Origin of the sequence: Calditerricola satsumensis (genome assembly GCF_014646935.1) — a bacterium.
GTDB lineage: Bacteria > Bacillota > Bacilli > Calditerricolales > Calditerricolaceae > Calditerricola > Calditerricola satsumensis.
Genome location: NZ_BMOF01000021.1, coordinates 1 through 18,998, shown reverse-complemented (window position 1 = coordinate 18,998; position 18,998 = coordinate 1). Strand labels below are relative to the sequence as shown.

Below are 18,998 nucleotides of genomic sequence, written 5' to 3'. Positions count from 1 at the left end.
GCATGACCATTGGCAGCCGCCTGCAGACGACGCTGGCGAGCGCCCAAGGCGTCGCGGCGGACCTCAAGTCTTACGCCCTGGAAACGCAAGACCAGCAGGCCAAGCAGCTGTACCAGCAGCTGGCCCAGACAATGGACAGCGTGGTCAACTCGCTCCAAAGCCGCGTGAACTACGTGATGCAGCAAGAGCCGCAGTACAAGAAGCAATAACAACGGCGGCGCCCCCTCGTGCAGAGGGGGCGTTTGTCCGCGACTTAGAATTTGGCGATGTCGTGCCACAGCGTTTCCAACCGATAGAGCGTGGCCAGAGCATCGGTTTGTTCCCGGTGGCGCAGGTAGGCGCGCAGTTCGGACAGGGTTTCCTCGAAGGCGCGGATGTCTCCCTCGTCGGCGTTCAGGTAGACGCGGCGGTGGATGGCCCGCCACGCGGCAACGAGCCGGCCGTACTGTTCGTCTGCGGTGGCCCATTGCCCCTCTTCCACGGCGCGCAGGGTGGCGCGGGCGGCCCCGAGCACGTCCTGCTCCGGCGACAAGGGCGCTTTAAAGGGATTGGCGCATCCGGCCGCAAGCCCCAGCCCGAGGCATCCCAACAGGGCCAACGCCAAAAGCCGCAGCCGCACGTTATCCCTCCTTCGTCGTTTCGCGAAAATGGCGTTTGAGGCGCCCCAGGATGGTTTCCACATGCTGCGCCGCGCGCCGGTAGTCGCGGCGGGCGCGCGGATCGTCGGTTTCCAGGGCGAATTGGTGCAGGTCGACCAGCAGCTTCTCCAGGTTGGCCACAAGCTGCTTACCGGACGGGTAGGCCCCTTCTTCCCACTCCCCCTTGCGGTCGACAAACAGCTTCCCCTGATCGTCCAGTTGGGCGAGGGAGACGTCTTCGACACGGTCGATGCCCTGGCGCTTCAGTTCCCCCATGAGCCAGGTGGTGGTGCGTCCCGCCTCGGCCAGCCGCTGGTGGTTGATCTGGCCGTCTTTGATCACCGTGAAGGGCAGCGATTCCGCAGAGACGGGCAGATTCAGGTCGTGGGGCTGGAGGGGACGCTTGTCCGCCTTCGGGAGCACGCTCACCTGGCCGTTGGCTTCCAAAATGGCATAGGCGACGTCTTCCACACGAAACACGTTTTTGAGGCGCAGGTTCATGAGCAGTTGATCCATGGTCATGCGCTCTTTGCGCAGGTTTTCTTCGATGATGCGGCCGTCACGGATGAGAACGCGGGGTTCCGTCTCGAAAAAGCGGCGCAGGCGTTGGCTCCTCAGGCTGACAACGGCAATCCCCAGTGTGATGCCGCCCCAGGTGGCAATGCCGACCAGGGTGGGCACCGGTTCGTCTTCCAATTCGACCGACAGGGACGCGGCGATGGAGCCGATGGTGATGCCGGTCAGGTACTCGAAAAGGGTCATCTGGCCGATCTGCTGTTTTCGAATGATGCGGGCAAAGAGAAACAGGGCGGCAAAGGCGATCAGGCTGCGCACGAACACGAGCAGGCTGAACGACATGCGGTTCACCCCCATCCCGTCGAGGGATAGTTTTCCACCTCCCGAAACGGCCCATGCATGTGGCGCGGAACGACGCCGCTGTACGGCGTGCTATAATGGAGGGCGACGGAGGGGGGAACGGAAAAGATGGACGCCAAGCGCGTGCTGATTGTCGAAGATGAGGTGCACCTGGCGCGCTTTTTGCAATTGGAATTGGAACATGAAGGGTTTCGTACCCATATCTGCCACGACGGTCGGGAAGGGTTGGCGCTCGCCCTCACCCAGACGTGGGACCTGATCCTGCTCGACATCATGCTGCCGTCGCTCGACGGGATCGAGCTGTGCCGCCGCGTGCGGGCGGAAAAAGATGTCCCCATCATCATGCTCACGGCGCGCGACAGCGTCTCGGACAAGGTGCTTGGCCTTGACAGCGGTGCCGATGACTACGTGACGAAACCCTTTGCCATCGAGGAGCTTCTGGCCCGCATTCGCGCCCTCTTTCGCAAGGAGCGGCGCGACGCCGGGGTGTACGAGTGTGGCGGGATTCGGATTGATGTGAAAGGGCGGCGTGTCTTCGTTCAGGGCCGGGAGGTAGACCTGACCGCCCGGGAATTTGACCTCCTGGCGTTCCTCGTTCGCAACAAAAACCACGTCATGTCGCGCGATGTGATCCTGGACCGCGTTTGGGGCTACGCGTACACGGGGGACTCCAACGTGGTGGACGTGTACATCCGCTACCTGCGCAGCAAGTTGGGTCCCGTTGGCGAGAAGGTCATCCAGACGGTGCGCGGCGTCGGCTATGTGGCGCGGGAGTGAGACCCATGGGCATCAAGTGGCGGCTGACCCTGTTTTCCACCATCGGCCTGGTGGCGCTCCTTCTGCTGTTTAACGTCTTCGTGTACCGCGTGTTGTGGGAATATTTTCAGTACGCCGAACGGGAGCGGCTTTCCGACAAGGTGCACGACCTCGTGGAGTTGTACCATGAAGTTCGCCCCTACTTGACGGATCAGAATGCCTGGCTGCGCTCGCACGTGGGAGACCAGGAAGCGGTTCGCCTGCTGCAACGGGGGGTGGTGGTGGCCGAAGCCGATCCGCACGGCCTCTTTCGCGCTTCGCCGCCCACTGGGGGCGGGGCTTCCGCGCCGGTTCTCACGGTAACCCTTCCCCTCACCAGCAACGGGGACGAAGTGTTGGTTTTGGCCTCGGCCATGGGCGAAGCCCGCCGCCACATGGAACGGGTGGTCAAGACCACGGTTCTCGGCTCGGCGTTCGTCCTGGTTGGGGCGGTGGTCGGAGGGTACGGGATGACGCGCCTTGCGTTTCGTCCGGTGACGAGCATGATTCGCACCGTTCGCAGCATCTCCCCGTCCGTTCCCGAACCCCGCGTCCCCGTGCCCAATAGCCGTGACGAGCTGGCCGAACTGGCGTCCACCTTCAACGACCTGCTGGGGCGCATCAATGCCCTCTTGAGCCGACAGCGCCAGTTTGTCGCCGACGCGTCGCACGAGCTGAAGACGCCGCTGACGGTAATCGAGGGGTACCTGCGCCTTCTGCGCCGCTGGGGGGCCGCCGACCCCTCGGTGCGCGACGAGGCGCTGGCGGCCATCGAGCACCATGTCACGCGCATGAAGCGGCTGACCCATGACCTCCTGTTTCTGGCCCGCCTGGAAACGGAACCGGAGGCGAAAGGCCCCAAGGCGCTGGTCAACCTGACCCTGCTGTGTTCGAGCGGTTCTACCGCGTCGACAAGGCCCGCGCGCGTCGGCGCGGGGGCAGCGGTTTGGGACTGGCCATTGCGAAGGCCATCGTCCAGGCCCATGGCGGCCGCATCGAGGTGGAAAGCGCCCTCGGGCAGGGGACGACCTTCCGCGTCTGCCTCCCGCGGTACCGCGGGGAATGACCCAAGCCGGATCTTTTTTCGCGAACGCTCATCGTTTTCTCATCGCCTTCTCAGGAATGCCGGAGGCTGTCGACGTATAATGGAAATCCCACTCCGGCAAGGAAGGTGAGCGCGGTGAGCGTGGTGAAGCTGCTCGGCTTTCTGTTGGCCGCTCCGTTCGTGGGCCTTCAGCTGGTGGCGTTGCCGCTGGCGTTCATCCGGTTTCTCGACGAGTACCGGATGATGTAGCCGGTGATAAGGGATACCCTCCCGGGGCAGGTTATGGAGGGAGCCATGTGCCATGCCCCGAAGGGAGGAGACAGACGATGCCGCTCATCGTAGACATCACGGTGCGCACGCTGCTCGTTTTCGCCGCGCTGCTTCTGGTCACGCGGCTGGAGGCCAAGAAGCAGATCGGTCAGCTCACGTATTTCCATTACGTCACCGGCATCGTTCTGGGTTCCATTGCCGCCCAGGCGGTGGTGGACCGGACGATCGGCCTGGTGGCGTCCCTTTTCGCCCTGGTCTTGTGGGTTGTGCTCATGGCCACAATGAGCTGGGTCAGCCTCAAGTCGTACCGGGGGCGCCTGCTCCTGGAAGGGGAGCCTACCCTTGTCGTGCACCAAAGCAAAATCCTGGAGGAGAACCTCAAAAAGTTGCGCCTCACCCATGACGACCTGATGATGATGCTCCGCCAAAAGGGCATCTTTCAGCTGGCCGACGTGCAGACGGCCATTGTGGAGCCCAACGGCTCCCTCAGCGTCATCCGCACGAAGGAGCCGGCCCCTTTGGCGTATCCTCTTGTGGTGGACGGGACGATCATCGACAAGAACCTGGCCGAAAACCAACTGGATCGCACGTGGCTGGAAAGGGAGCTGGCGCGGCGCAACGTGACCCTTGCCGACGTCGATTACATGGCCCTTCTCCCCGACGGAACCGTTTCTGTGGACCTGAAAGAGGATGGCCTGTCTCAAAAGCACAAAGTGAACCATTGAGGCCCGCGTTTCAACGGCCCGGGGAAGGAGCGAAGTTGGGCGGGGAGGGAAGCAGGGAACGGCGCGGTGCGCGTCGAAACGAAGAGGCGGGTCCACCGTTTTCCGTTCCACCGCAGAGCAGAAAGAGGGGGATGAGGAGATGGAGCTTGGTCTCGACGGCAAGGTGTGCGTCGTCACGGCGGCGAGTAAGGGGATCGGGTACGCCATTGCCGCCGAGCTTCTTCGCGAGGGGGCCCACGTCGTCATCTGCAGCCGCGATCGCGAGCGCGTGGCGCAGGCCGCCGCAAAACTGGAGGAGGAGACGGGTCGTCCCGTCGCCCTGGCCATCGCGGCGGACGTGAGCCAGCCTGAGGCGATTCACCGGCTGTCGGCCGAGGTGGAAAACCGTTTCGACCGGGTGCACGCCCTGGTGCTGAATGCCGGGGGACCGCCCAGCGGCCCCTTTGCCTCCTTCTCGGACGAGGCATGGGAACAGGCGTTCCAGACCAACCTGCTGAGCGCCGTGCGCCTCGTGCGCGCCTTTTTGCCTCTGATGCGCCGCGCGGGCGGGGCGCGGATCGTGGCGATCGCTTCGTCGTCCGTCAAGGAGCCCATTCCGGGATTGGTTCTCTCCAATGTGATGCGCGCCGGTGTGCAGGCGCTGATGAAAACGCTGGCCGTTGAACTGGGGCCGGAGGGCATCCTGGTCAACACCCTTTGTCCAGGGCGCATCGCCACCGACCGGCTGCGCGAGCTGGACGAGGCGCGCGCGGCCCGGGAAGGCCGGTCGCGCGAGGACGTGCAGCGGGAGACGGAGGCGCTCATTCCGCTTCGCCGGTACGGTGCCCCCGCAGAGTTTGCGCGGGTGGCCGCGTTCCTGCTTTCGGAAGCCAACACCTACGTGACGGGACAAACGCTGCTGATTGACGGCGGCCTGGTCAAGGCGCTCTAACCCGAGGGAGGCCAGGGACGGGCGATGGGGCGTGAGGGAGATGTGCGCATCGCCGAGGACGTCGTGGCCCTCATCGCCGGAATCGCGGCGGCGGATACCGACGGCGTCGTCAGAATGGCGAGCGGAAGGGCTGAGGATTGGGCCAGGACGCCGTGGAGCGCATGACCGGCCTGCGCGTGGTCGAGGTGAATGTCCGCGTCGAAGGGGTCGACTGGGAAGCGCGGGGACAAACGAAAACAGGACGGTGACCGCGTGGGGCACCGTCCTGTTTTTTTACGCGTTCAAGGTGCGCACCTTGGGATGGCGGTGGCGTGCGGGGGCTTGGGCGCTCCGGCGGGCCGACTCCCGGGAAAGGCTCAGCACAAGCCCGGTCGCCGTCATGCAGACGATGAGCGACGAACCGCCGTAGCTGATAAACGGCAGCGGGACGCCGGTGATGGGCAGCATGCCCGTAACCCCTCCGAGGTTGATCAGGGCTTGGATGGCGATCATCCCGACGATGCCCGTCCCCAGCAGGTGGGCGAAGGGATCCGGACAGCGCAGGCTGAGGATCAGCATCCGCCACAAAAAGAGCACGTAGACGAGCACAAACAGGACGCAGCCGACAAATCCGAATTCCTCGGCGAAGACGGCGAAGATGAAATCGGTGTGCGGAAAGGGGAGGTAGAAGTATTTCTGGATGCTCTGCCCAAACCCCGCTCCGGTGACCCCGCCGTGGGCGATGGCATAGAGCGACTGGATGAGCTGGTACGATGCGCCCTGCGGCTCGCTCCACGGGTCGAGGAAGGCGGTGAACCGTTCGACGCGGTAGGACGCCATCAGCACAAACCCGATGATGAGGGCAAGGGCGAGGGCCCCCAGCTTCAGCAGATGGCGCAGGTTGGCCCCGCCCACGACGAGTACGACGCCCGCCGTGGCGATGAGCACGAGCCCTGTGCCGAGATCGTTCTGCAGCAGGATGACCAAAAAGAAGAGGCCCGTCACGATGAGCGGCGGCAGCAAGCCGGTCTGAAAGTCGCGAAACCGCTCGCCCTTTTTGGCGATCAGCGCCGACAGATAGAGGATGAGGCCCAGCTTGGCAAATTCCGCCGGCTGAAGCTGTAGGGATCCCAGGGCGATCCATCCCCGGGCGCCGTTCACCTCTTTTCCGACGCCGGGCAGAAACACGGTCAACAGGAAGAGGAACGACGCCGCCGCGATGAGCAGAAAGAAGCGTTTGTACACCCGATAGGGGATGTTCATGGCCACGAGCATGGCCACGAGGCCGACTCCCGCGCTCGCGAGCTGGCGCTTGACAAAATAAAAGGGATCGTCCCGATACCAGTAGGCGATCACCTGGCTGGCGCTGGCGATCATCACGAGGCCGAAGCCCACCAGGGCGAGGGTGAGAAAAAACAGCACGAAATCGGGCGTTCCGCGTTTGGGTTCCATGGCGGCCTCCTCAAATCCATTGCCTGACAAAAAACAGGAAAGAGAGGATTGCTCCTCTCTTCATTCGCGATGCGTTAGCGCGATTCCTCTTTTTCCAGGGCCGCTTTCAGTTCGTTGAGAGTCCGTTTGGCCGCTTCCTCGACGGCGGGGGGAATGGGCGCGTCGTAGTCGAGGCCGTGCGGAAAGAGGTGCTTGGCGATGAGGGGATCCTTCAGTTTCAGCACCGCCAAGGGGTTTTCCAGGCGCCCGCGGATCGCTTCGGCGGGCACGCGCAGGAAATACGTGGCGCCCGTCTGTTTGTCTTCGATTTTAAAGTCGTAATGGGCTTTGTCGTAATCCCAGGCCCACCGGACAAACCCAAGATCGTCCATGAGCGCGTCCAATTCGCCCAGCGTTCGTTCGATTCCCGCAAGCCCGGTGTTGGCAATGACCATGGCCGATCCTCCTCTGCCAGTGTGGTCCCTCACCATCATAAATCGTTTTGCCGCGTCATGCAATTGTTGTCACCGAATCGTGCGGTGTGCCCGTGCATAACGCCGGGGGCGCGGGGCCATAGTAAAAGTGAAAGGGAGGAGGATGCGAGATGACCCTTTTGCGCGACGTGATGACGACGAATGTTGCCACCTGCACCCCGCAAGACAACGTGTACGAAGCTGCGGTGAAGATGCGCGACCTGAATGTCGGGGGGATTCCCGTGGTCGATGAAAGCGGGCGCGTGATCGGCATGGTGACCGACCGCGACCTCGTCATCCGCGGGATTGCGGAGAAAAGCCCCAATTCCACGGCCGTGTCGGCTATTATGACCCGGGATGTCGTCGTCGGCCGTCCGGACATGACCGTTGACGAAGCCGCCGAGCTGATGGCCCAGCGGCAAATCCGCCGCTTGCCGGTCGTCGACGAAAACGGCCGTCTGGTCGGCATTGTCGCCCTCGGCGATCTGGCGGTGCGCGACATCCATCAGGACGAGGCGGCGCAGGCCCTTACCCAGATTTCCGAACCGGCGCGGCCCAATCTGGACAACCCAACCGTTTCGTACTGAGGATCCAAAAGACGCCAAGGCGTCGAACGCCCACATCCCTGCCGCCAAACGGGGCAGGGATGTTGCCGTTTTGGGCGGCGTCTGTCCGCCCTATCGCATGAACCACTCGAGCACGCGGAAGAAGAGGACGGTCAGGCCGGCGGCCATCAGCGGGCCGACGGGAATGCCCTTGAAGAACACAATGCCGATGATGGAACCGGCGACGAGGCCGACGATCAACTCGGGTTCAAAGCGGAGCAGCTCAAGGCCCTTGCCGTTCAGGTAGGTGGCGAGGGCCCCGCCAAGGATGGCCAGGAGACCCGGCGGCGAGGTGAAAAAGCGTCCCAGGTCGCTCCAGGTGATTTTGCCCGACGCGAACGGGACGAGGACGGACATCATCAAAAAGAGCAGGCCAAGCTCCAGTCCCCGCCGCTCCACTGTGGGAAGAAAGCGATCCAGCGCGGTCAGCTTCAAAATCAACAAAAAACTGGCCGCCGTGGCGATCACCGGTGACCGGCCAAAAAGGCCGATGAGGATGAGCAGCAGGAGCATCATTTCGCCGTTCATGCCCGAACCCCGTTTCGTCCGCGAGCTCTCTATGGCATGTGTACGCGGCGCGCGGCCGGCACATGCCTCCCTTGTCCGCGCGGGGCATGCAGGGCTTCAGCGGGGTTCCAGGTAGAGGGACAGGGTGTCGCCGCGCAGCCCGCGGCGCATCGCTTCGAGGGCCATCGCGTCGTGCGGCGCCACGTTGCCCAGGTTGACGTGCGGGCCAAGGGTTCGCAGGAAGGCGGCCTGCTGGTCCTTTTTCGGCGCCTCCCAGATGAGGTGGGCGGGGTTTAGGTCGGCGAGATGCGTCAGCACGTCGTCGAGCAGGTCTTCGCGAAGCCGCCCGCTGGGGTCATAAAGGCCCACGCCGCGACCCGACTCCCGGCCTTCGACGAGGACGGCACACGCCCCGGCCTCGAGATCGGCCTGTGCCGTTTCCACGAGGGCGGTCGGGGACAGGGGGGCCCCGCTTTTCTTGCCATATTCCGTGTACACAACGAGTCCGCGGGCCAACGCCTCGCGAATCCAGCGCGTCCGTTCGGCGCGCGGAAGGGAGACGGTGCCGTCGGAGATTTCCACGGCCGTGAAGCCGAGGCGCGCCACGTGGTCGAGGTAGGCGGCGACCTGCTGCCGGGCGAAGGCGACCTCAAAAAACGTGCCCCCCGGCGTCACCTGCACGCCCCGCTCGGCGGCGAGGCGAATTTTGCTTCGCAGCACATCGGGGGGATACAGCGCGGCGGTGCCGAACCCGAGTTTCACGATGTCGACATGGTCGCCAACCGTCTGAAGCCAGTCGGCAAACTGGGCCAGGCCCATTCCCTTGTCCAGAACCATGGTGAGACCGCGCCGGCGCGGTTTGGGGGGCCGACAGGCGGAGGGATCGGCCAGTTCCCGGCCCCAGGACAGCGAGACGGAGCGTTCCACCCGCATTCTCCTCCTTGCATGGAGCTGTTTGCGGCCAGTGTATGCGGGCCGCTGTCCCGCCGTCACTTTCCGAGCGCCAGCGCGGGCTTGCGGAGGAGGGTGCGCATCTCGCCGTTGTGGCCGCGCAAGCGCGTGGCGTGGGCAATCCGCCGCAGCGCCAGGTACCCGGTAAAGAGCGCCAGGGCCGCCACCGTCTCGAAGAGCAGGATCTTCCATTTCAGCAGCGCCCCGAACACCGGTGGACCGGCGGCGACGCCCAAGAAGCGCACGCTGCCGTACAAGGCGGTGACCAGGCCGCGTTCTTGGGGACCGACCGCCGACGTGATGAGCAGGTTCAAGCAGGGAAGCACCAGCCCTGCGCCCATCGCACTGGCCGACAGCACGGCCACCAGCCAGGGGCCGCTGGTCAAAAGCGGGGCCACGGCGGTGGCGACACCGAGGAGAAAGAGTCCCCCGACGATCAAGGGCTTCAGGAGCCGCGCGCGCCGCTGCAGCAAGACGCCGGTGCCGTAGGCCGTGGCGCTCATCGCCAGCAGGGGAATGGCCAAGACAAAGCCTTTCTTCACGCCGTCGATGCGGTAGCGGTCCTCCAGGATTTCCGACAGGTAGACCAGCGTCCCGAAGAGGGTGAACAGCGTGACGGCCCCGGCCAAAAAGGCTACCGGCAGCCAGTGCCGTTGGCGCTTCCAGATGCGCGCCATGTCGCGCTTGTAGCGCCCCATGCTCGGCGCGTCTGCCTTCTTGTGCGTTTCGCGCACCCACAGCCCGATGCCCACCGCTGCCGGAATGCACAGGGCCGGGAAGGCGAAAAAGAGGGCGTACCACGCGAGCAGGGCGAGCAGCGCACCGAAAATGGGGCTGAGCACCTTGCCGACGCCGTTGGCCGCTTCCAACACGCCAAGGGCGCGGCTCCGCTTCCGGCGCGAAAACAGGTCGCCGGCCAGGGCCATGGCAATGGGCGCCGTCCCCGCCGCCCCGATGCCCTGAAGGATGCGCCCGGCCAGGATCCACGGATAGGGTTTTGCCGCCAAGGTTGCGGCCAGTCCGGCGACGATGCCGCCGGCGCCGTACAGGAGGAGTCCGGGGATGATCACCGCCTTCCGCCCGAAGCGGTCGGCCAACATCCCCGCGACGGGGATCACCAGCCCGGCCGGAACGGAAAACAAGGTGATCAGCAGGCTGGCCTGCACCGAGGTCAGGTCCAGCGCTTCTTTGATTTGGGGCAGAACGGGAATGAGCATGGAGTTTCCGAGGACCATGATGAAGGGCACCGCGCTCAGCAGTGCCAGGGCAAGCACAGGCGCGTTCACTCCGCTTCACCGCCGTCAGCAATTTTGCGCGTGACAAGTTCAGGGGGACGGGCGCATAGGCTTTGGACAAACGGACGCCGTTGCGTGAAAACAACAACACCACGGGGGAAGAGGGGATTCTCATGCTGGAGCTGGACAAAGCCGTGTTGGGCATGGCCGTTCTTCGCCTGCTGTCCGGCAGCACGGAGCTTGTGGCCGCGGCCTTTATGCTCAAATGGAATCAGATCGAAAAGGCCCTCGCGCTCAACGCCGTGTTGGCGCTCGTCGGGCCGCTCGTGCTGATCACGACGACGGCCATCGGACTGGTGGGCATCGCGAGCGCCCTTCCGCTCAGCAAATTGCTCCTCATCCTGGCCGGCGTGGCCCTTGTTCTGATTGGCCTTCGCGCATAGGATCGGCGACGGTTCGACGGTAGTGTACCCGCTTCGCCGAGCGGTCTCTCGTGGGAAAGATTGCTCCCCTTCGCCTTCCGCTGCCCGGGGATACTAACGAGAGATCCCCGCAGTAAGGGGATCAGACCAAGATCCCCAAGGAGGTTTGGCAGCCGTGGAACAGCTGGAAACGCGCGTGGCCTACTTGCGCGGGTTGGCGGAGGGCATGGACGTCAAGGGTTCCGAAGGGCGGATCCTCGAGGAAATGATCCGCGTCATGGACCAGATGGCCAAGCGGATGCGCGAATTGGAAGAGCGCGTCGACGACCAGGAGGCCTATCTGGAAGCGCTGGACGAGGATCTGACCGATGTGGAAGCCTACGTATACGGCGAAGAGGAGGACGAGGAGGCCGAGGACGCGCTGGCCCTCGAATGTCCGAACTGCGAGGAGACGGTCCTCCTCGACGACGACGTGCTGACCGACGACGTGGACGAGGTGTGCTGCCCGGCGTGCGGGGAGACGCTCCTTATGGTGGACGGCGCCGACGAGGCGGAGCGGGTAGACGACGCCCCGCGCGCCGAGCACGAGGGACAGCCGCTGCATTCGTGACATCGGTGGGGCAAACGAGCCGACGGCAAGGCGGGATGCGCGATCCCGCCTTTTTTTGTGGACGCCAGCCAACAGGGCCGATTTCCGCCCCGGCGTTGCGGAGCGTCATAACGGGGCCAAGCACCCCATAAAGATGAGGTAAGTCCACCCTGTCCCTCGGTCACCGGGGGCCCGCCGCAGACGGGAGGAGGAAGGCATGGTGAAGACGGTGCTCAGCGTGTTGGCGCCAACCGTACGCGCGTGCTTGCAGCAAATGCCCTCCGGTTGGGCGGAGCGGATCGAGGAGATCCGGATGCGCGCCCGTCGGCCCCTCGAAGTGGTCACCGCCGACGGCTTTGCCTTTGTCGCCCCCGACGGCCGTCCGGTGACGCGCCCTCGGGACGCGTATCACGTCTCGGAAGAGGATTGCCTCAAGACGCTCAACCTGCTCAGCCACTATTCGCTGTATGCCTTTGAGGAGGAGGTGCAACGCGGCTTTGTCACCATCGCCGGCGGACACCGCGTGGGCTTGGTCGGCAAGGCGGTGGTGGAAAACGGCCGCGTGCGCCACCTGCGGGACATCGCCGGGTTCAACGTGCGCATCGCCCGCGAGCGGCCAGGGGCGGCCAAAGCGGTGCTGCCGCTTCTCGTCACCGGCGGCCGCCTGCTCAGCACGATGATCATCTCTCCCCCACAGTGCGGCAAGACCACCATGCTTCGCGATCTGGTGCGGTGGGTGTCGAACGGTGTTCCCGAGCTGGGCCTTTCCCCGCGCAAGGTCGGCGTGGTGGACGAGCGCTCGGAGATTGCCGGCTGCGTCCGCGGCGTGCCGACGCTGGATGTGGGCGTGCGAACGGATGTGCTGGACGGCTGCCCGAAGGCGGAAGGGATGATGATGATTCGCGCCATGTCGCCGGAGGTGTTGGTCACGGACGAGCTGGGGCGCCGTGAAGATGCCCTCGCCGTGCAGGAGGCGGCGGGGGCCGGCGTTGTCCTCCTCGTCACCGCCCACGGTCAGGACTTGAACGACGTGGCCCGCCGGCCGGTGCTGTCGGCCATTGTGCAGTCGGGGGCCTTTGACCGTTTCGTCGTGCTGAGCCGGCGGAATGGCCCTGGCACCGTGGAAGCGGTGTTCGACGGCCAGTTTCGCCGCCTGGCGCGGGAGGCGATCCCATGCTGAAGCTGATCGGGGCGGCCATGGTGTTCGGGTCGTGCGCCGCGTTTGGCTTCCTCGTCGCCCGCCAGCTGGCCTTGCGTCCGCGCCAGCTCCTGCAGCTCGAGCAGATGCTGCGCGTCCTGGAGACGGAGATCGTCTACCGCTGCACGCCCCTTCCGCTTGCCCTGCGTCACTTGGCCGAACGCTTTCGCGGGCCCCTTGCCGCCCTGTTTGGTCAGGCGGCAGCCAACCTGGAAGAGATGGACGGGGCGGACAACCGGCTGTGCTGGGAACGGGCGGTGCAGCAATACCGCGGGGCGCTGGCGCTCAAGGAGGGGGATTGGGCAATCCTCCTCGAGCTGGCCGCGTCGCTGGGCCGGTCGGACCGCCTGCACCAACAGCGCCACATCACCGCGGCGTGCGCCCACCTCCGCGCCGAGGAAGCCTTGGCGCGGGAAGACCAACGCCGGTACGAAAAGATGGCCAAAAGCCTTGGCGTGCTGACGGGCCTTCTCGTCGTGTTGCTCATGTACTGATGGGGGATGTGAGGTGCGGGTATGGGCTATGACGTGAACGCCATCTTCCAGATCGCCGGCATCGGGATCATCATCGCCATCATCCACACCGTGCTGAAGCAGGCGGGGAAAGAGGACGTGGCCCATTGGGTGACGCTGATCGGGTTCATCGTCGTCTTGTTCATGGTCATCCAGTTTCTGAACGACCTGTTCCAGGAGATCCGGCGGGTCTTCCTCTTTTCGTAGGAGGGGGGACGCGTGGACATCATCCAGGTCGTCGGCATCGGTCTGGTCGCCACCGTCTTGATCCTCATCCTGAAGGAGCACAAGCCGCTCTTTGCCTTTTCCCTGACCGTCTTTACCGGCGTGATCATCTTTTTCCTGCTCGTCAAGCAGATCGCCGCCGTCATTCGCGTCATCGAGCGGCTGGCCGTTCAGGCCGAGGTGAACCTGATCTACCTCGAGACCATCCTCAAAATCATCGGCGTGGCCTACATTGCCGAGTTTGGCGCGCAGATCACACGGGATGCCGGTCAGGGCGCCATTGCCGCCAAGATCGAACTGGCCGGAAAGGTGCTGATTCTGATCATGGCCATTCCCATTGTGACGGTGATCATCGAGACGGTCGTGAAGCTCCTCCCGGCCTAACCACGAGACCCGCGGGAAGGGATGGGGAACGGTGTGGAGAAAGACGGGGATCCTGGCCGGGCTGCTGTCCTTCTCGGCGGCACCGGCCGGAGCCGAACCGCTCAACGAACTGGTTCGCTGGCAGTGGGAGCGTCTGGACACGACGGGGTTGGAGCAGACATGGCAGGCGCTGCTTCGCGACTACGGGCCGTACCTGTCCGAGGTGCGCGCGCCGAGCCTGCTCGACGTGCTGCGCCAGGACGGCGGCTTGCAGGTGACGGGGGTGCTGAAGGGCCTGGCCACCTACTTTCTGCACGAGGTGCTGGCCAGCGGCCGCCTGCTCGGCACCATCGTCATCCTCACCGTGTTCAGCATGCTCCTCGAAACCCTGCAAAACGCCTTTGAGCGGAACACGGTCAGCAAGGTGGCCTACGCCATCGCGTACATGGTGCTGATCGGGGTGGCCGTGGGCAGCTTTCACCTCGCCGTCGGCTACGCCCGCGAGGCGATCGAGCGGATGGTCCACTTCATGCTGGCCCTCATCCCCCTCGTGCTGACGCTGCTGGCGGCCATGGGCCACGTTGTCTCCGTGTCGATGTTCCACCCGCTCATCGTTTTCCTTGTCAACGTGAGCGGCACGCTGATTGCGCAGATCGTCTTCCCGCTGCTCTTCTTTTCGGCCGTTCTGTCCATCGTCTCCAGCTTTTCCGACCGCTACAAGGTGACGCAATTGGCCAACCTGCTGCGGACGATCAGCCTGGGCGCGCTCGGGGTCTTTCTCACCGTGTTTCTCGGCGTGGTGTCGATCCAGGGGGCCACCAGCGCCGTCGCCGACGGGGTGGCGCTGCGGACAGCGAAATTCCTGACCAGCCAATTTGTTCCCGTGGTGGGGCGCATGTTTTCGGACGCCACGGACACGGTGATCGGGGCCTCGCTCCTCGTGAAAAACGCCATCGGGCTGGCCGGCGTGGTCATCCTGCTCTTTCTGTGCGCGTTTCCGGCCATCAAGATCTTGACCCTCGCGTTTATCTACAACCTTTCGGCGGCGGTGCTGCAGCCCCTGGGCTCCAGTCCGATCATCGGGTGCCTGGGGACGATCGGGAAGAATCTGCTCTTTGTCTTCGCGGCACTGGCGACGGTCGGGCTGATGTTTTTCCTCTCGATCACCATCCTCATCGCCGCCGGCAACGCCGCGGTGATGCTCCGGTAGGGGGTGAGGCGATGGCCATGCTGGCTGTATGGCTCAAAAAAATCGTGCTCCTCGTGCTCCTCGCCACGGTCCTCGACCTGCTGCTTCCCAACACCGAGCTGCAGCGGTACGTCAAGCTGGTGATGGGACTGCTGATCTTGCTCGTGATCCTGAGCCCGGTGCTGACGCTGTTTTCGCCCCACATGACTGCCGAGTGGCTTGCGGTGCAGACCGCCGTTTCCGCGCCGGCGATGGAGAGCGTGAGCGCAATCGCCGAGAAGGGTCGCGCCCTGCGCCAGGTCCTCGACCAGCGGGCGATGGAGGAGGCGGAATCCCGCGTGGCGGAGCTGGTGCGGCGGCAGGTGGAGGCCGCCTTCGGGCTTGCGGTGGACGAAGTGGACGTGGAATGGACCCGCGAAGCGGACGGCGGGGTGTCGCTGGCCTCCCTGACCGTGACGGTGCGGGAGCGGCGGGATGCGGCGGAGGCGCCGCATGGAAACGACGCGGAGGGCGGGGGACATGTCGAGCCCGTCGCCCCGGTTGACATTCGCGTGGCGAACGAGGAAAACCGGAATATCCCCGCCGCGCGTCCCGCAAACGGGCGGCGCCTTCCCGAGGTGGAAGCCTACCTGGCCAAGGTCCTGGCGGTGGGCGAAGACCAGGTGCGCGTGGTGGCGGGAAGCGGACCCGGGCGACAGGCCGAGGCCGGCATGCGCATCGCGTAGGCGGTCGAAACGTGGAAGACGGGTTGGAGCGGAAAAGGAGGGACGCGCGGTGGGCAAAAGCGGATGGTTTCCCTTCGGGGGAGGGGCGGGCGAAGGGGGCAAATTGACCCCGTTGCAATGGCTCATCCTCATCCTCTGCGTCGGGGTGGGCGTCATGCTCGTCAGCAACACCCTGGCCATTGAAAAGGATACGCCGCCGGAGCCGATGGCACGGGATGCGCCGGCCGCGGCCCCTGGTGGCGGCGAGCCGCAGACGATCAAGCAGCTGGAGGAGCATTACGAGTCCCAGCTGCGGGAGATGCTGGAGCTGGTCATGGGCGTCTCCGACGTGTCGGTGATGGTGAGCCTGGAGACGTCGCCCGAACAGGTGGTGCAGGTGAACCGCGACAACCGCCAGCAGGTGATCGAGGAAGAGGACAGCCGCGGCGGAACGCGGAAGACGACGGACACCACGCAGCGGGATCAGGTGGTGGTGGTCAACCAGGGCAGCGGCGAGAAGCCGGTGGTGATCAAGACGCGCCAGCCGAAGGTGCGCGGGGTGCTCGTGGTGGCCCGGGGGGTGGAGAACGCGCAGGTGAAGCGGTGGATCGTCGAGGCCGTGCAGCGGGTGTTGGACGTGCCGGCGCACCGCATTTCGGTGCTGCCGAAAAAACCGTGAGGGGGAAGGATGAGGATGCAAGACCGCAAGAACGTGTGGCTCTTGTCCGCGTTAACCGTGATGGTGGTGGTGTCGGCGTACATGCTGCTTGCCGAACCGGCCCCCGAACCGCCGGTGGCTTTTAACGCCGGGGGCGAGCCGGCGAAGACGGACGCGCCGACGGGCAGCGTGACGACGACTGAAGCGGGGCAGGATGCCGCTTCGGGAAGGGGGAGGGGGCAAAGGGCCAGCAGACGGACCCGACGGCCAACGCTCCGACCGCCCTGCCGACCGCCGGATCCGACGACTTCTTCGCCAACTATCGGTACATGCGCGAGGAGATGCGTGCGCGCCAGCACGAGGAACTGCTCGATGTGCTGGCCAGCGCTGAGGCGTCGGCGGAGGCGGTGGCCGAAGCGAAGAAAAAATTGGATGCTCTCGAGGATGCGGCCAGCGCGGAGATGCAACTGGAGGAACTGATCAAGGCCGAGGGGTACGCCGACGCCGTCGTCATGCAGCAAAACGGGCGCGTCAACGTGGTCGTCAAAGCGGCGGAGCTGAAGCCCGATCAGGTGCTTGCCATCATCCATCTGGTGAGCAACCACCTGAACATTTCGGGCCGCGATGTGACCGTCAGCTTTAAACCGTGATGGCATCAAGGGGCAGGGGGGCTGCCAAGGTTGCGCTCCTGCCTCCATTTTCTTTCATTCTGTTATGAATTTTTAGCCTATTTTTTATGTGTTTGACGATTTGGTTGGTTTGCACTATTCTATTGAAAAAAGGATGAACGTTTGGGGGAAAAACCGCCAAAACGTTCGAACGCCACTCCAGTATGGGAGGTTGCCAGACAATGCCGCAAGTGACGGAACGGATTCCGCCTATGCCCGGGATAACGCCCAACCTGGAGAATTATGAGGAGACATACCGCACCTTCACCTGGGAAGGGGCGGAACGGGTCTTCTCGTGGGCCAAAACGGGGCGGGTGAACATGGCCTACGAGTGCATCGACCGCCACTGCGCCGGATCGCGCAAGGACAAGGTCGCCCTCTACTACAGCGACCCGACGGGACGAGACGAGGCGTACACCTACGACGAGCTGCGCGTGCTGTCGAACAAGTTCGGCAACGTGCTGCGCAAGCTGGGCGTGCGCAAGGGCGACCGCGTCTTCCTCTTCCTGCCGCGCTCACCGGAGCTGTACGTCAGCCTGCTCGGCATTCTCAAGATCGGTGCCATCGCCGGACCGCTGTTCGAGGCGTTCATGGAAGAGGCGGTGCGCGACCGCCTGCAGGACAGCGAAGCCGTGGCCCTGGTCACCACGCCGAAACTCCTGCCCCGGGTGCCAGTGAAGGATCTGCCGGCGCTGAAGCACATCCTCCTGGTCGGTGCGGGGGATGACCTCCCCCAAGGCGACGGCGTCGGCTATTACGACTACCAGAAGGAGATGGCCGCGGCGGAGGAGGAACTGGAGATCGAATGGGTCGACCGCGAAGACGGGATGATCCTGCACTACACCTCCGGCTCCACGGGCAAGCCCAAGGGCGTGCTGTACGTGCACAACGCGATGATCCATCACTATTGGACCGGGCTGTGGGCGGTCGACCTGAAGGAAGACGACATCTACTGGTGCACGGCCGACCCCGGCTGGGTGACCGGCACCTCCTACGGCGTCTTTGCCCCCTGGCTGCACGGCGTCACGAACGTCATCCGCGGCGGCCGGTTCGACCCCCGCGAGTGGTACGCCACCATCGAGAAATACCGCGTCACCGTGTGGTACAGCGCCCCGACGGCCTTCCGCATGCTCATGGGCGCCGGCGAAGCGGTGGCCCGGGAGTACGATCTCTCCTCCCTGCGGCACATTTTGAGCGCCGGTGAGCCGCTCAACCCCGAAGTGGTGCGGTGGGGCCTGAAGGTGTTCGGCCTCCGCATCCACGACAACTGGTGGATGACGGAGACGGGCGGCATCATCTGCTCGAACTACCGCTGCATGGACATCAAACCCGGGTCGATGGGCAAGCCGGTTCCCGGCGTCCAGGTGGCCATCCTCGACGACGAGGGCAATGAGCTGCCGCCGTACCGTATGGGCCATCTGGCCGTACGCGTCGGCTGGCCGTCGATGATGCGCCGGATCTGGAACAACGAGGAGAAGTACAAGGAGTACTTCCGCTTTCCCGGCTGGTACATCTCCGGCGACACGGCGTACAAGGACGAGGACGGGTACATCTGGTTCCAGGGGCGCGCCGACGACGTGATCAACACCTCCGGCGAGCGCGTCGGCCCCTTTGAGGTGGAAAGCTGCCTCGTCGAGCACCCGGCCGTGGCCGAGGCGGGCGTCATCGGCAAGCCCGATCCGGTGCGCGGGGAGATCATCAAGGCGTTCATCGCCCTGCGCGAGGGCTACGCACCGTCGGAGGAGCTGAAGAAGGAGATCGCCCAGTTCGTGCGCGAGCGCCTCGCTGCCCACGCCATGCCGCGCGAGATCGAGTTCCGCGACAAGCTGCCGAAGACGCGCAGCGGGAAGATCATGCGCCGCGTGCTGAAGGCGTGGGAGCTGGGGTTGCCTGCCGGCGATCTGTCGACGCTGGAAGACTGACGCGGCGGCTGACGGGGCGGGGGTTGCCCACGTGTCAACTCACATAAAAACCTAACCGAAGTGAAGCCGGTCACTCACGAGAAAATC

The 18,998-nt window shown here is 64.6% G+C and carries 25 protein-coding genes and 1 pseudogene; 19 read left to right on the top strand and 7 right to left on the bottom strand.

The window, feature by feature from the left end:
• Positions 1-2: 2 nt before the first annotated feature.
• Positions 3-209 (top strand): DUF1657 domain-containing protein, encoded by a 207-nt coding sequence (locus IEX61_RS06435; protein WP_054671050.1) that lies wholly within the window; start codon positions 3-5, stop codon positions 207-209.
• Between the two features lie 44 nt (positions 210-253).
• Here the strand turns inward: IEX61_RS06435 and IEX61_RS06430 are convergent, their stop codons facing one another.
• Together IEX61_RS06430 and IEX61_RS06425 are read right to left on the bottom strand one after the other, a co-directional pair.
• Complete coding sequence (locus IEX61_RS06430; protein ID WP_054671046.1) at positions 254-619, bottom strand: DUF4363 family protein; 366 nt, start codon at positions 617-619, stop codon at positions 254-256.
• Between the two features lies 1 nt (position 620).
• A complete protein-coding gene (locus IEX61_RS06425; protein ID WP_054671044.1) occupies positions 621-1,496 on the bottom strand; it encodes a YetF domain-containing protein in 876 nt (291 codons plus the stop codon).
• Positions 1,497-1,622: 126 nt separating this feature from the next.
• Between IEX61_RS06425 and IEX61_RS06420 the strand changes: the two genes are divergently transcribed.
• The 6 genes and pseudogenes from IEX61_RS06420 to IEX61_RS06400 all read left to right on the top strand — a co-directional run bounded on the left by IEX61_RS06420 (position 1,623) and on the right by IEX61_RS06400 (position 5,528).
• On the top strand, positions 1,623-2,291 hold the full coding sequence (locus IEX61_RS06420; RefSeq protein WP_054671041.1) for a response regulator transcription factor: 669 nt from the start codon (positions 1,623-1,625) through the stop codon (positions 2,289-2,291).
• A gap of 5 nt (positions 2,292-2,296) precedes the next feature.
• The gene (locus IEX61_RS12700; protein ID WP_054671037.1) at positions 2,297-3,484 is read left to right on the top strand and encodes a sensor histidine kinase; all 1,188 of its coding nucleotides are present in this window, start codon (positions 2,297-2,299) and stop codon (positions 3,482-3,484) included.
• Positions 3,481-3,603, top strand: coding sequence for a hypothetical protein (locus IEX61_RS12635; protein ID WP_268238389.1), 123 nt, complete (start codon positions 3,481-3,483; stop codon positions 3,601-3,603). Before IEX61_RS12700 ends, IEX61_RS12635 begins: the two co-directional genes overlap by 4 nt.
• Before the next feature lie 77 nt (positions 3,604-3,680).
• The gene (locus IEX61_RS06410) at positions 3,681-4,349 is read left to right on the top strand and encodes a DUF421 domain-containing protein (protein WP_054671034.1); all 669 of its coding nucleotides are present in this window, start codon (positions 3,681-3,683) and stop codon (positions 4,347-4,349) included.
• Positions 4,350-4,488: 139 nt separating this feature from the next.
• The gene (locus IEX61_RS06405; RefSeq protein WP_188817205.1) at positions 4,489-5,280 is read left to right on the top strand and encodes an SDR family oxidoreductase; all 792 of its coding nucleotides are present in this window, start codon (positions 4,489-4,491) and stop codon (positions 5,278-5,280) included.
• Positions 5,281-5,304: 24 nt separating this feature from the next.
• Positions 5,305-5,528: pseudogene (locus IEX61_RS06400) on the top strand (Asp23/Gls24 family envelope stress response protein).
• Positions 5,529-5,553: 25 nt separating this feature from the next.
• Here IEX61_RS06400 and ftsW read toward each other — a convergent pair.
• Both ftsW and IEX61_RS06390 read right to left on the bottom strand, forming a co-directional pair.
• A complete protein-coding gene (gene ftsW / locus IEX61_RS06395; RefSeq protein ID WP_188817203.1) occupies positions 5,554-6,711 on the bottom strand; it encodes a putative lipid II flippase FtsW in 1,158 nt (385 codons plus the stop codon).
• Positions 6,712-6,785: 74 nt separating this feature from the next.
• Complete coding sequence (locus tag IEX61_RS06390; protein WP_054669447.1) at positions 6,786-7,145, bottom strand: YugN family protein; 360 nt, start codon at positions 7,143-7,145, stop codon at positions 6,786-6,788.
• A 149-nt stretch (positions 7,146-7,294) separates the two neighbouring features.
• Between IEX61_RS06390 and IEX61_RS06385 the strand changes: the two genes are divergently transcribed.
• Positions 7,295-7,750, top strand: a complete 456-nt coding sequence (locus IEX61_RS06385) for a CBS domain-containing protein (protein WP_054669450.1) — start codon at positions 7,295-7,297, stop codon at positions 7,748-7,750.
• A 90-nt stretch (positions 7,751-7,840) separates the two neighbouring features.
• On the opposite strand, the gene IEX61_RS06380 is transcribed toward IEX61_RS06385, so the two are convergent.
• The 3 genes from IEX61_RS06380 to IEX61_RS06370 all read right to left on the bottom strand — a co-directional run bounded on the left by IEX61_RS06380 (position 7,841) and on the right by IEX61_RS06370 (position 10,512).
• Positions 7,841-8,296 carry a DUF441 domain-containing protein gene (locus IEX61_RS06380; protein ID WP_054669453.1) on the bottom strand — a complete coding sequence of 152 codons (456 nt, stop codon included), beginning with the start codon at positions 8,294-8,296 and terminating at the stop codon, positions 7,841-7,843.
• A 96-nt stretch (positions 8,297-8,392) separates the two neighbouring features.
• Positions 8,393-9,202: a phosphosulfolactate synthase gene (comA, locus tag IEX61_RS06375; protein ID WP_229725745.1), complete on the bottom strand. Its 810-nt coding sequence runs from the start codon at positions 9,200-9,202 to the stop codon at positions 8,393-8,395.
• 62 nt (positions 9,203-9,264) lie between these two features.
• Positions 9,265-10,512 (bottom strand): MFS transporter, encoded by a 1,248-nt coding sequence (locus IEX61_RS06370; protein ID WP_157057636.1) that lies wholly within the window; start codon positions 10,510-10,512, stop codon positions 9,265-9,267.
• A gap of 80 nt (positions 10,513-10,592) precedes the next feature.
• On the opposite strand from IEX61_RS06370, the gene IEX61_RS06365 reads away from it, so the two are divergent.
• From IEX61_RS06365 to acsA, 11 genes are all read left to right on the top strand, one after another.
• Complete coding sequence (locus IEX61_RS06365; protein ID WP_373288421.1) at positions 10,593-10,904, top strand: DUF2619 domain-containing protein; 312 nt, start codon at positions 10,593-10,595, stop codon at positions 10,902-10,904.
• Between the two features lie 154 nt (positions 10,905-11,058).
• Positions 11,059-11,493 (top strand): CD1247 N-terminal domain-containing protein, encoded by a 435-nt coding sequence (locus tag IEX61_RS06360; RefSeq protein ID WP_188817197.1) that lies wholly within the window; start codon positions 11,059-11,061, stop codon positions 11,491-11,493.
• 196 nt (positions 11,494-11,689) lie between these two features.
• A complete protein-coding gene (gene spoIIIAA, locus IEX61_RS06355) occupies positions 11,690-12,652 on the top strand; it encodes a stage III sporulation protein AA (RefSeq protein WP_188817194.1) in 963 nt (320 codons plus the stop codon).
• Entirely contained in the window at positions 12,646-13,164 is a 519-nt protein-coding gene (gene spoIIIAB / locus IEX61_RS06350) for a stage III sporulation protein SpoIIIAB (RefSeq protein ID WP_054669458.1), read from the top strand. Before spoIIIAA ends, spoIIIAB begins: the two co-directional genes overlap by 7 nt.
• Positions 13,165-13,185: 21 nt before the next feature.
• Positions 13,186-13,389: a stage III sporulation protein AC gene (gene spoIIIAC, locus IEX61_RS06345; RefSeq protein WP_054669460.1), complete on the top strand. Its 204-nt coding sequence runs from the start codon at positions 13,186-13,188 to the stop codon at positions 13,387-13,389.
• A 12-nt stretch (positions 13,390-13,401) separates the two neighbouring features.
• Complete coding sequence (gene spoIIIAD / locus IEX61_RS06340) at positions 13,402-13,791, top strand: stage III sporulation protein AD (RefSeq protein ID WP_054669463.1); 390 nt, start codon at positions 13,402-13,404, stop codon at positions 13,789-13,791.
• A 31-nt stretch (positions 13,792-13,822) separates the two neighbouring features.
• Positions 13,823-14,980 (top strand): stage III sporulation protein AE, encoded by a 1,158-nt coding sequence (gene spoIIIAE / locus IEX61_RS06335; protein ID WP_054669466.1) that lies wholly within the window; start codon positions 13,823-13,825, stop codon positions 14,978-14,980.
• Between the two features lie 11 nt (positions 14,981-14,991).
• On the top strand, positions 14,992-15,684 hold the full coding sequence (gene spoIIIAF, locus IEX61_RS06330) for a stage III sporulation protein AF (RefSeq protein ID WP_054669470.1): 693 nt from the start codon (positions 14,992-14,994) through the stop codon (positions 15,682-15,684).
• Positions 15,685-15,733: 49 nt separating this feature from the next.
• Positions 15,734-16,342: a stage III sporulation protein AG gene (spoIIIAG, locus tag IEX61_RS06325; protein WP_229725744.1), complete on the top strand. Its 609-nt coding sequence runs from the start codon at positions 15,734-15,736 to the stop codon at positions 16,340-16,342.
• Positions 16,343-16,605: 263 nt separating this feature from the next.
• Positions 16,606-16,971 (top strand): SpoIIIAH-like family protein, encoded by a 366-nt coding sequence (locus IEX61_RS06320; RefSeq protein ID WP_083462842.1) that lies wholly within the window; start codon positions 16,606-16,608, stop codon positions 16,969-16,971.
• A 230-nt stretch (positions 16,972-17,201) separates the two neighbouring features.
• Positions 17,202-18,911, top strand: coding sequence for an acetate--CoA ligase (acsA, locus tag IEX61_RS06315; protein ID WP_229725742.1), 1,710 nt, complete (start codon positions 17,202-17,204; stop codon positions 18,909-18,911).
• Positions 18,912-18,998 lie beyond the last annotated feature (87 nt).

Excerpts from the sequence above, each read along its gene's own strand:
- IEX61_RS06435 (WP_054671050.1), top strand. The coding sequence starts at position 3 with ATGACCATTGGCAGCCGCCTGCAGACGACGCTGGCGAGCGCCCAAGGC.
- IEX61_RS06425 (WP_054671044.1), bottom strand. The coding sequence starts at position 1,496 with ATGTCGTTCAGCCTGCTCGTGTTCGTGCGCAGCCTGATCGCCTTTGCC.
- IEX61_RS06420 (WP_054671041.1), top strand. The coding sequence starts at position 1,623 with ATGGACGCCAAGCGCGTGCTGATTGTCGAAGATGAGGTGCACCTGGCG.
- IEX61_RS12700 (WP_054671037.1), top strand. The coding sequence starts at position 2,297 with ATGGGCATCAAGTGGCGGCTGACCCTGTTTTCCACCATCGGCCTGGTG.
- IEX61_RS06410 (WP_054671034.1), top strand. The coding sequence starts at position 3,681 with ATGCCGCTCATCGTAGACATCACGGTGCGCACGCTGCTCGTTTTCGCC.
- IEX61_RS06405 (WP_188817205.1), top strand. The coding sequence starts at position 4,489 with ATGGAGCTTGGTCTCGACGGCAAGGTGTGCGTCGTCACGGCGGCGAGT.
- ftsW (WP_188817203.1), bottom strand. The coding sequence starts at position 6,711 with ATGGAACCCAAACGCGGAACGCCCGATTTCGTGCTGTTTTTTCTCACC.
- IEX61_RS06390 (WP_054669447.1), bottom strand. The coding sequence starts at position 7,145 with ATGGTCATTGCCAACACCGGGCTTGCGGGAATCGAACGAACGCTGGGC.
- IEX61_RS06385 (WP_054669450.1), top strand. The coding sequence starts at position 7,295 with ATGACCCTTTTGCGCGACGTGATGACGACGAATGTTGCCACCTGCACC.
- IEX61_RS06380 (WP_054669453.1), bottom strand. The coding sequence starts at position 8,296 with ATGAACGGCGAAATGATGCTCCTGCTGCTCATCCTCATCGGCCTTTTT.
- spoIIIAA (WP_188817194.1), top strand. The coding sequence starts at position 11,690 with ATGGTGAAGACGGTGCTCAGCGTGTTGGCGCCAACCGTACGCGCGTGC.
- spoIIIAB (WP_054669458.1), top strand. The coding sequence starts at position 12,646 with ATGCTGAAGCTGATCGGGGCGGCCATGGTGTTCGGGTCGTGCGCCGCG.
- spoIIIAC (WP_054669460.1), top strand. The coding sequence starts at position 13,186 with ATGGGCTATGACGTGAACGCCATCTTCCAGATCGCCGGCATCGGGATC.
- spoIIIAF (WP_054669470.1), top strand. The coding sequence starts at position 14,992 with ATGGCCATGCTGGCTGTATGGCTCAAAAAAATCGTGCTCCTCGTGCTC.
- acsA (WP_229725742.1), top strand. The coding sequence starts at position 17,202 with ATGCCCGGGATAACGCCCAACCTGGAGAATTATGAGGAGACATACCGC.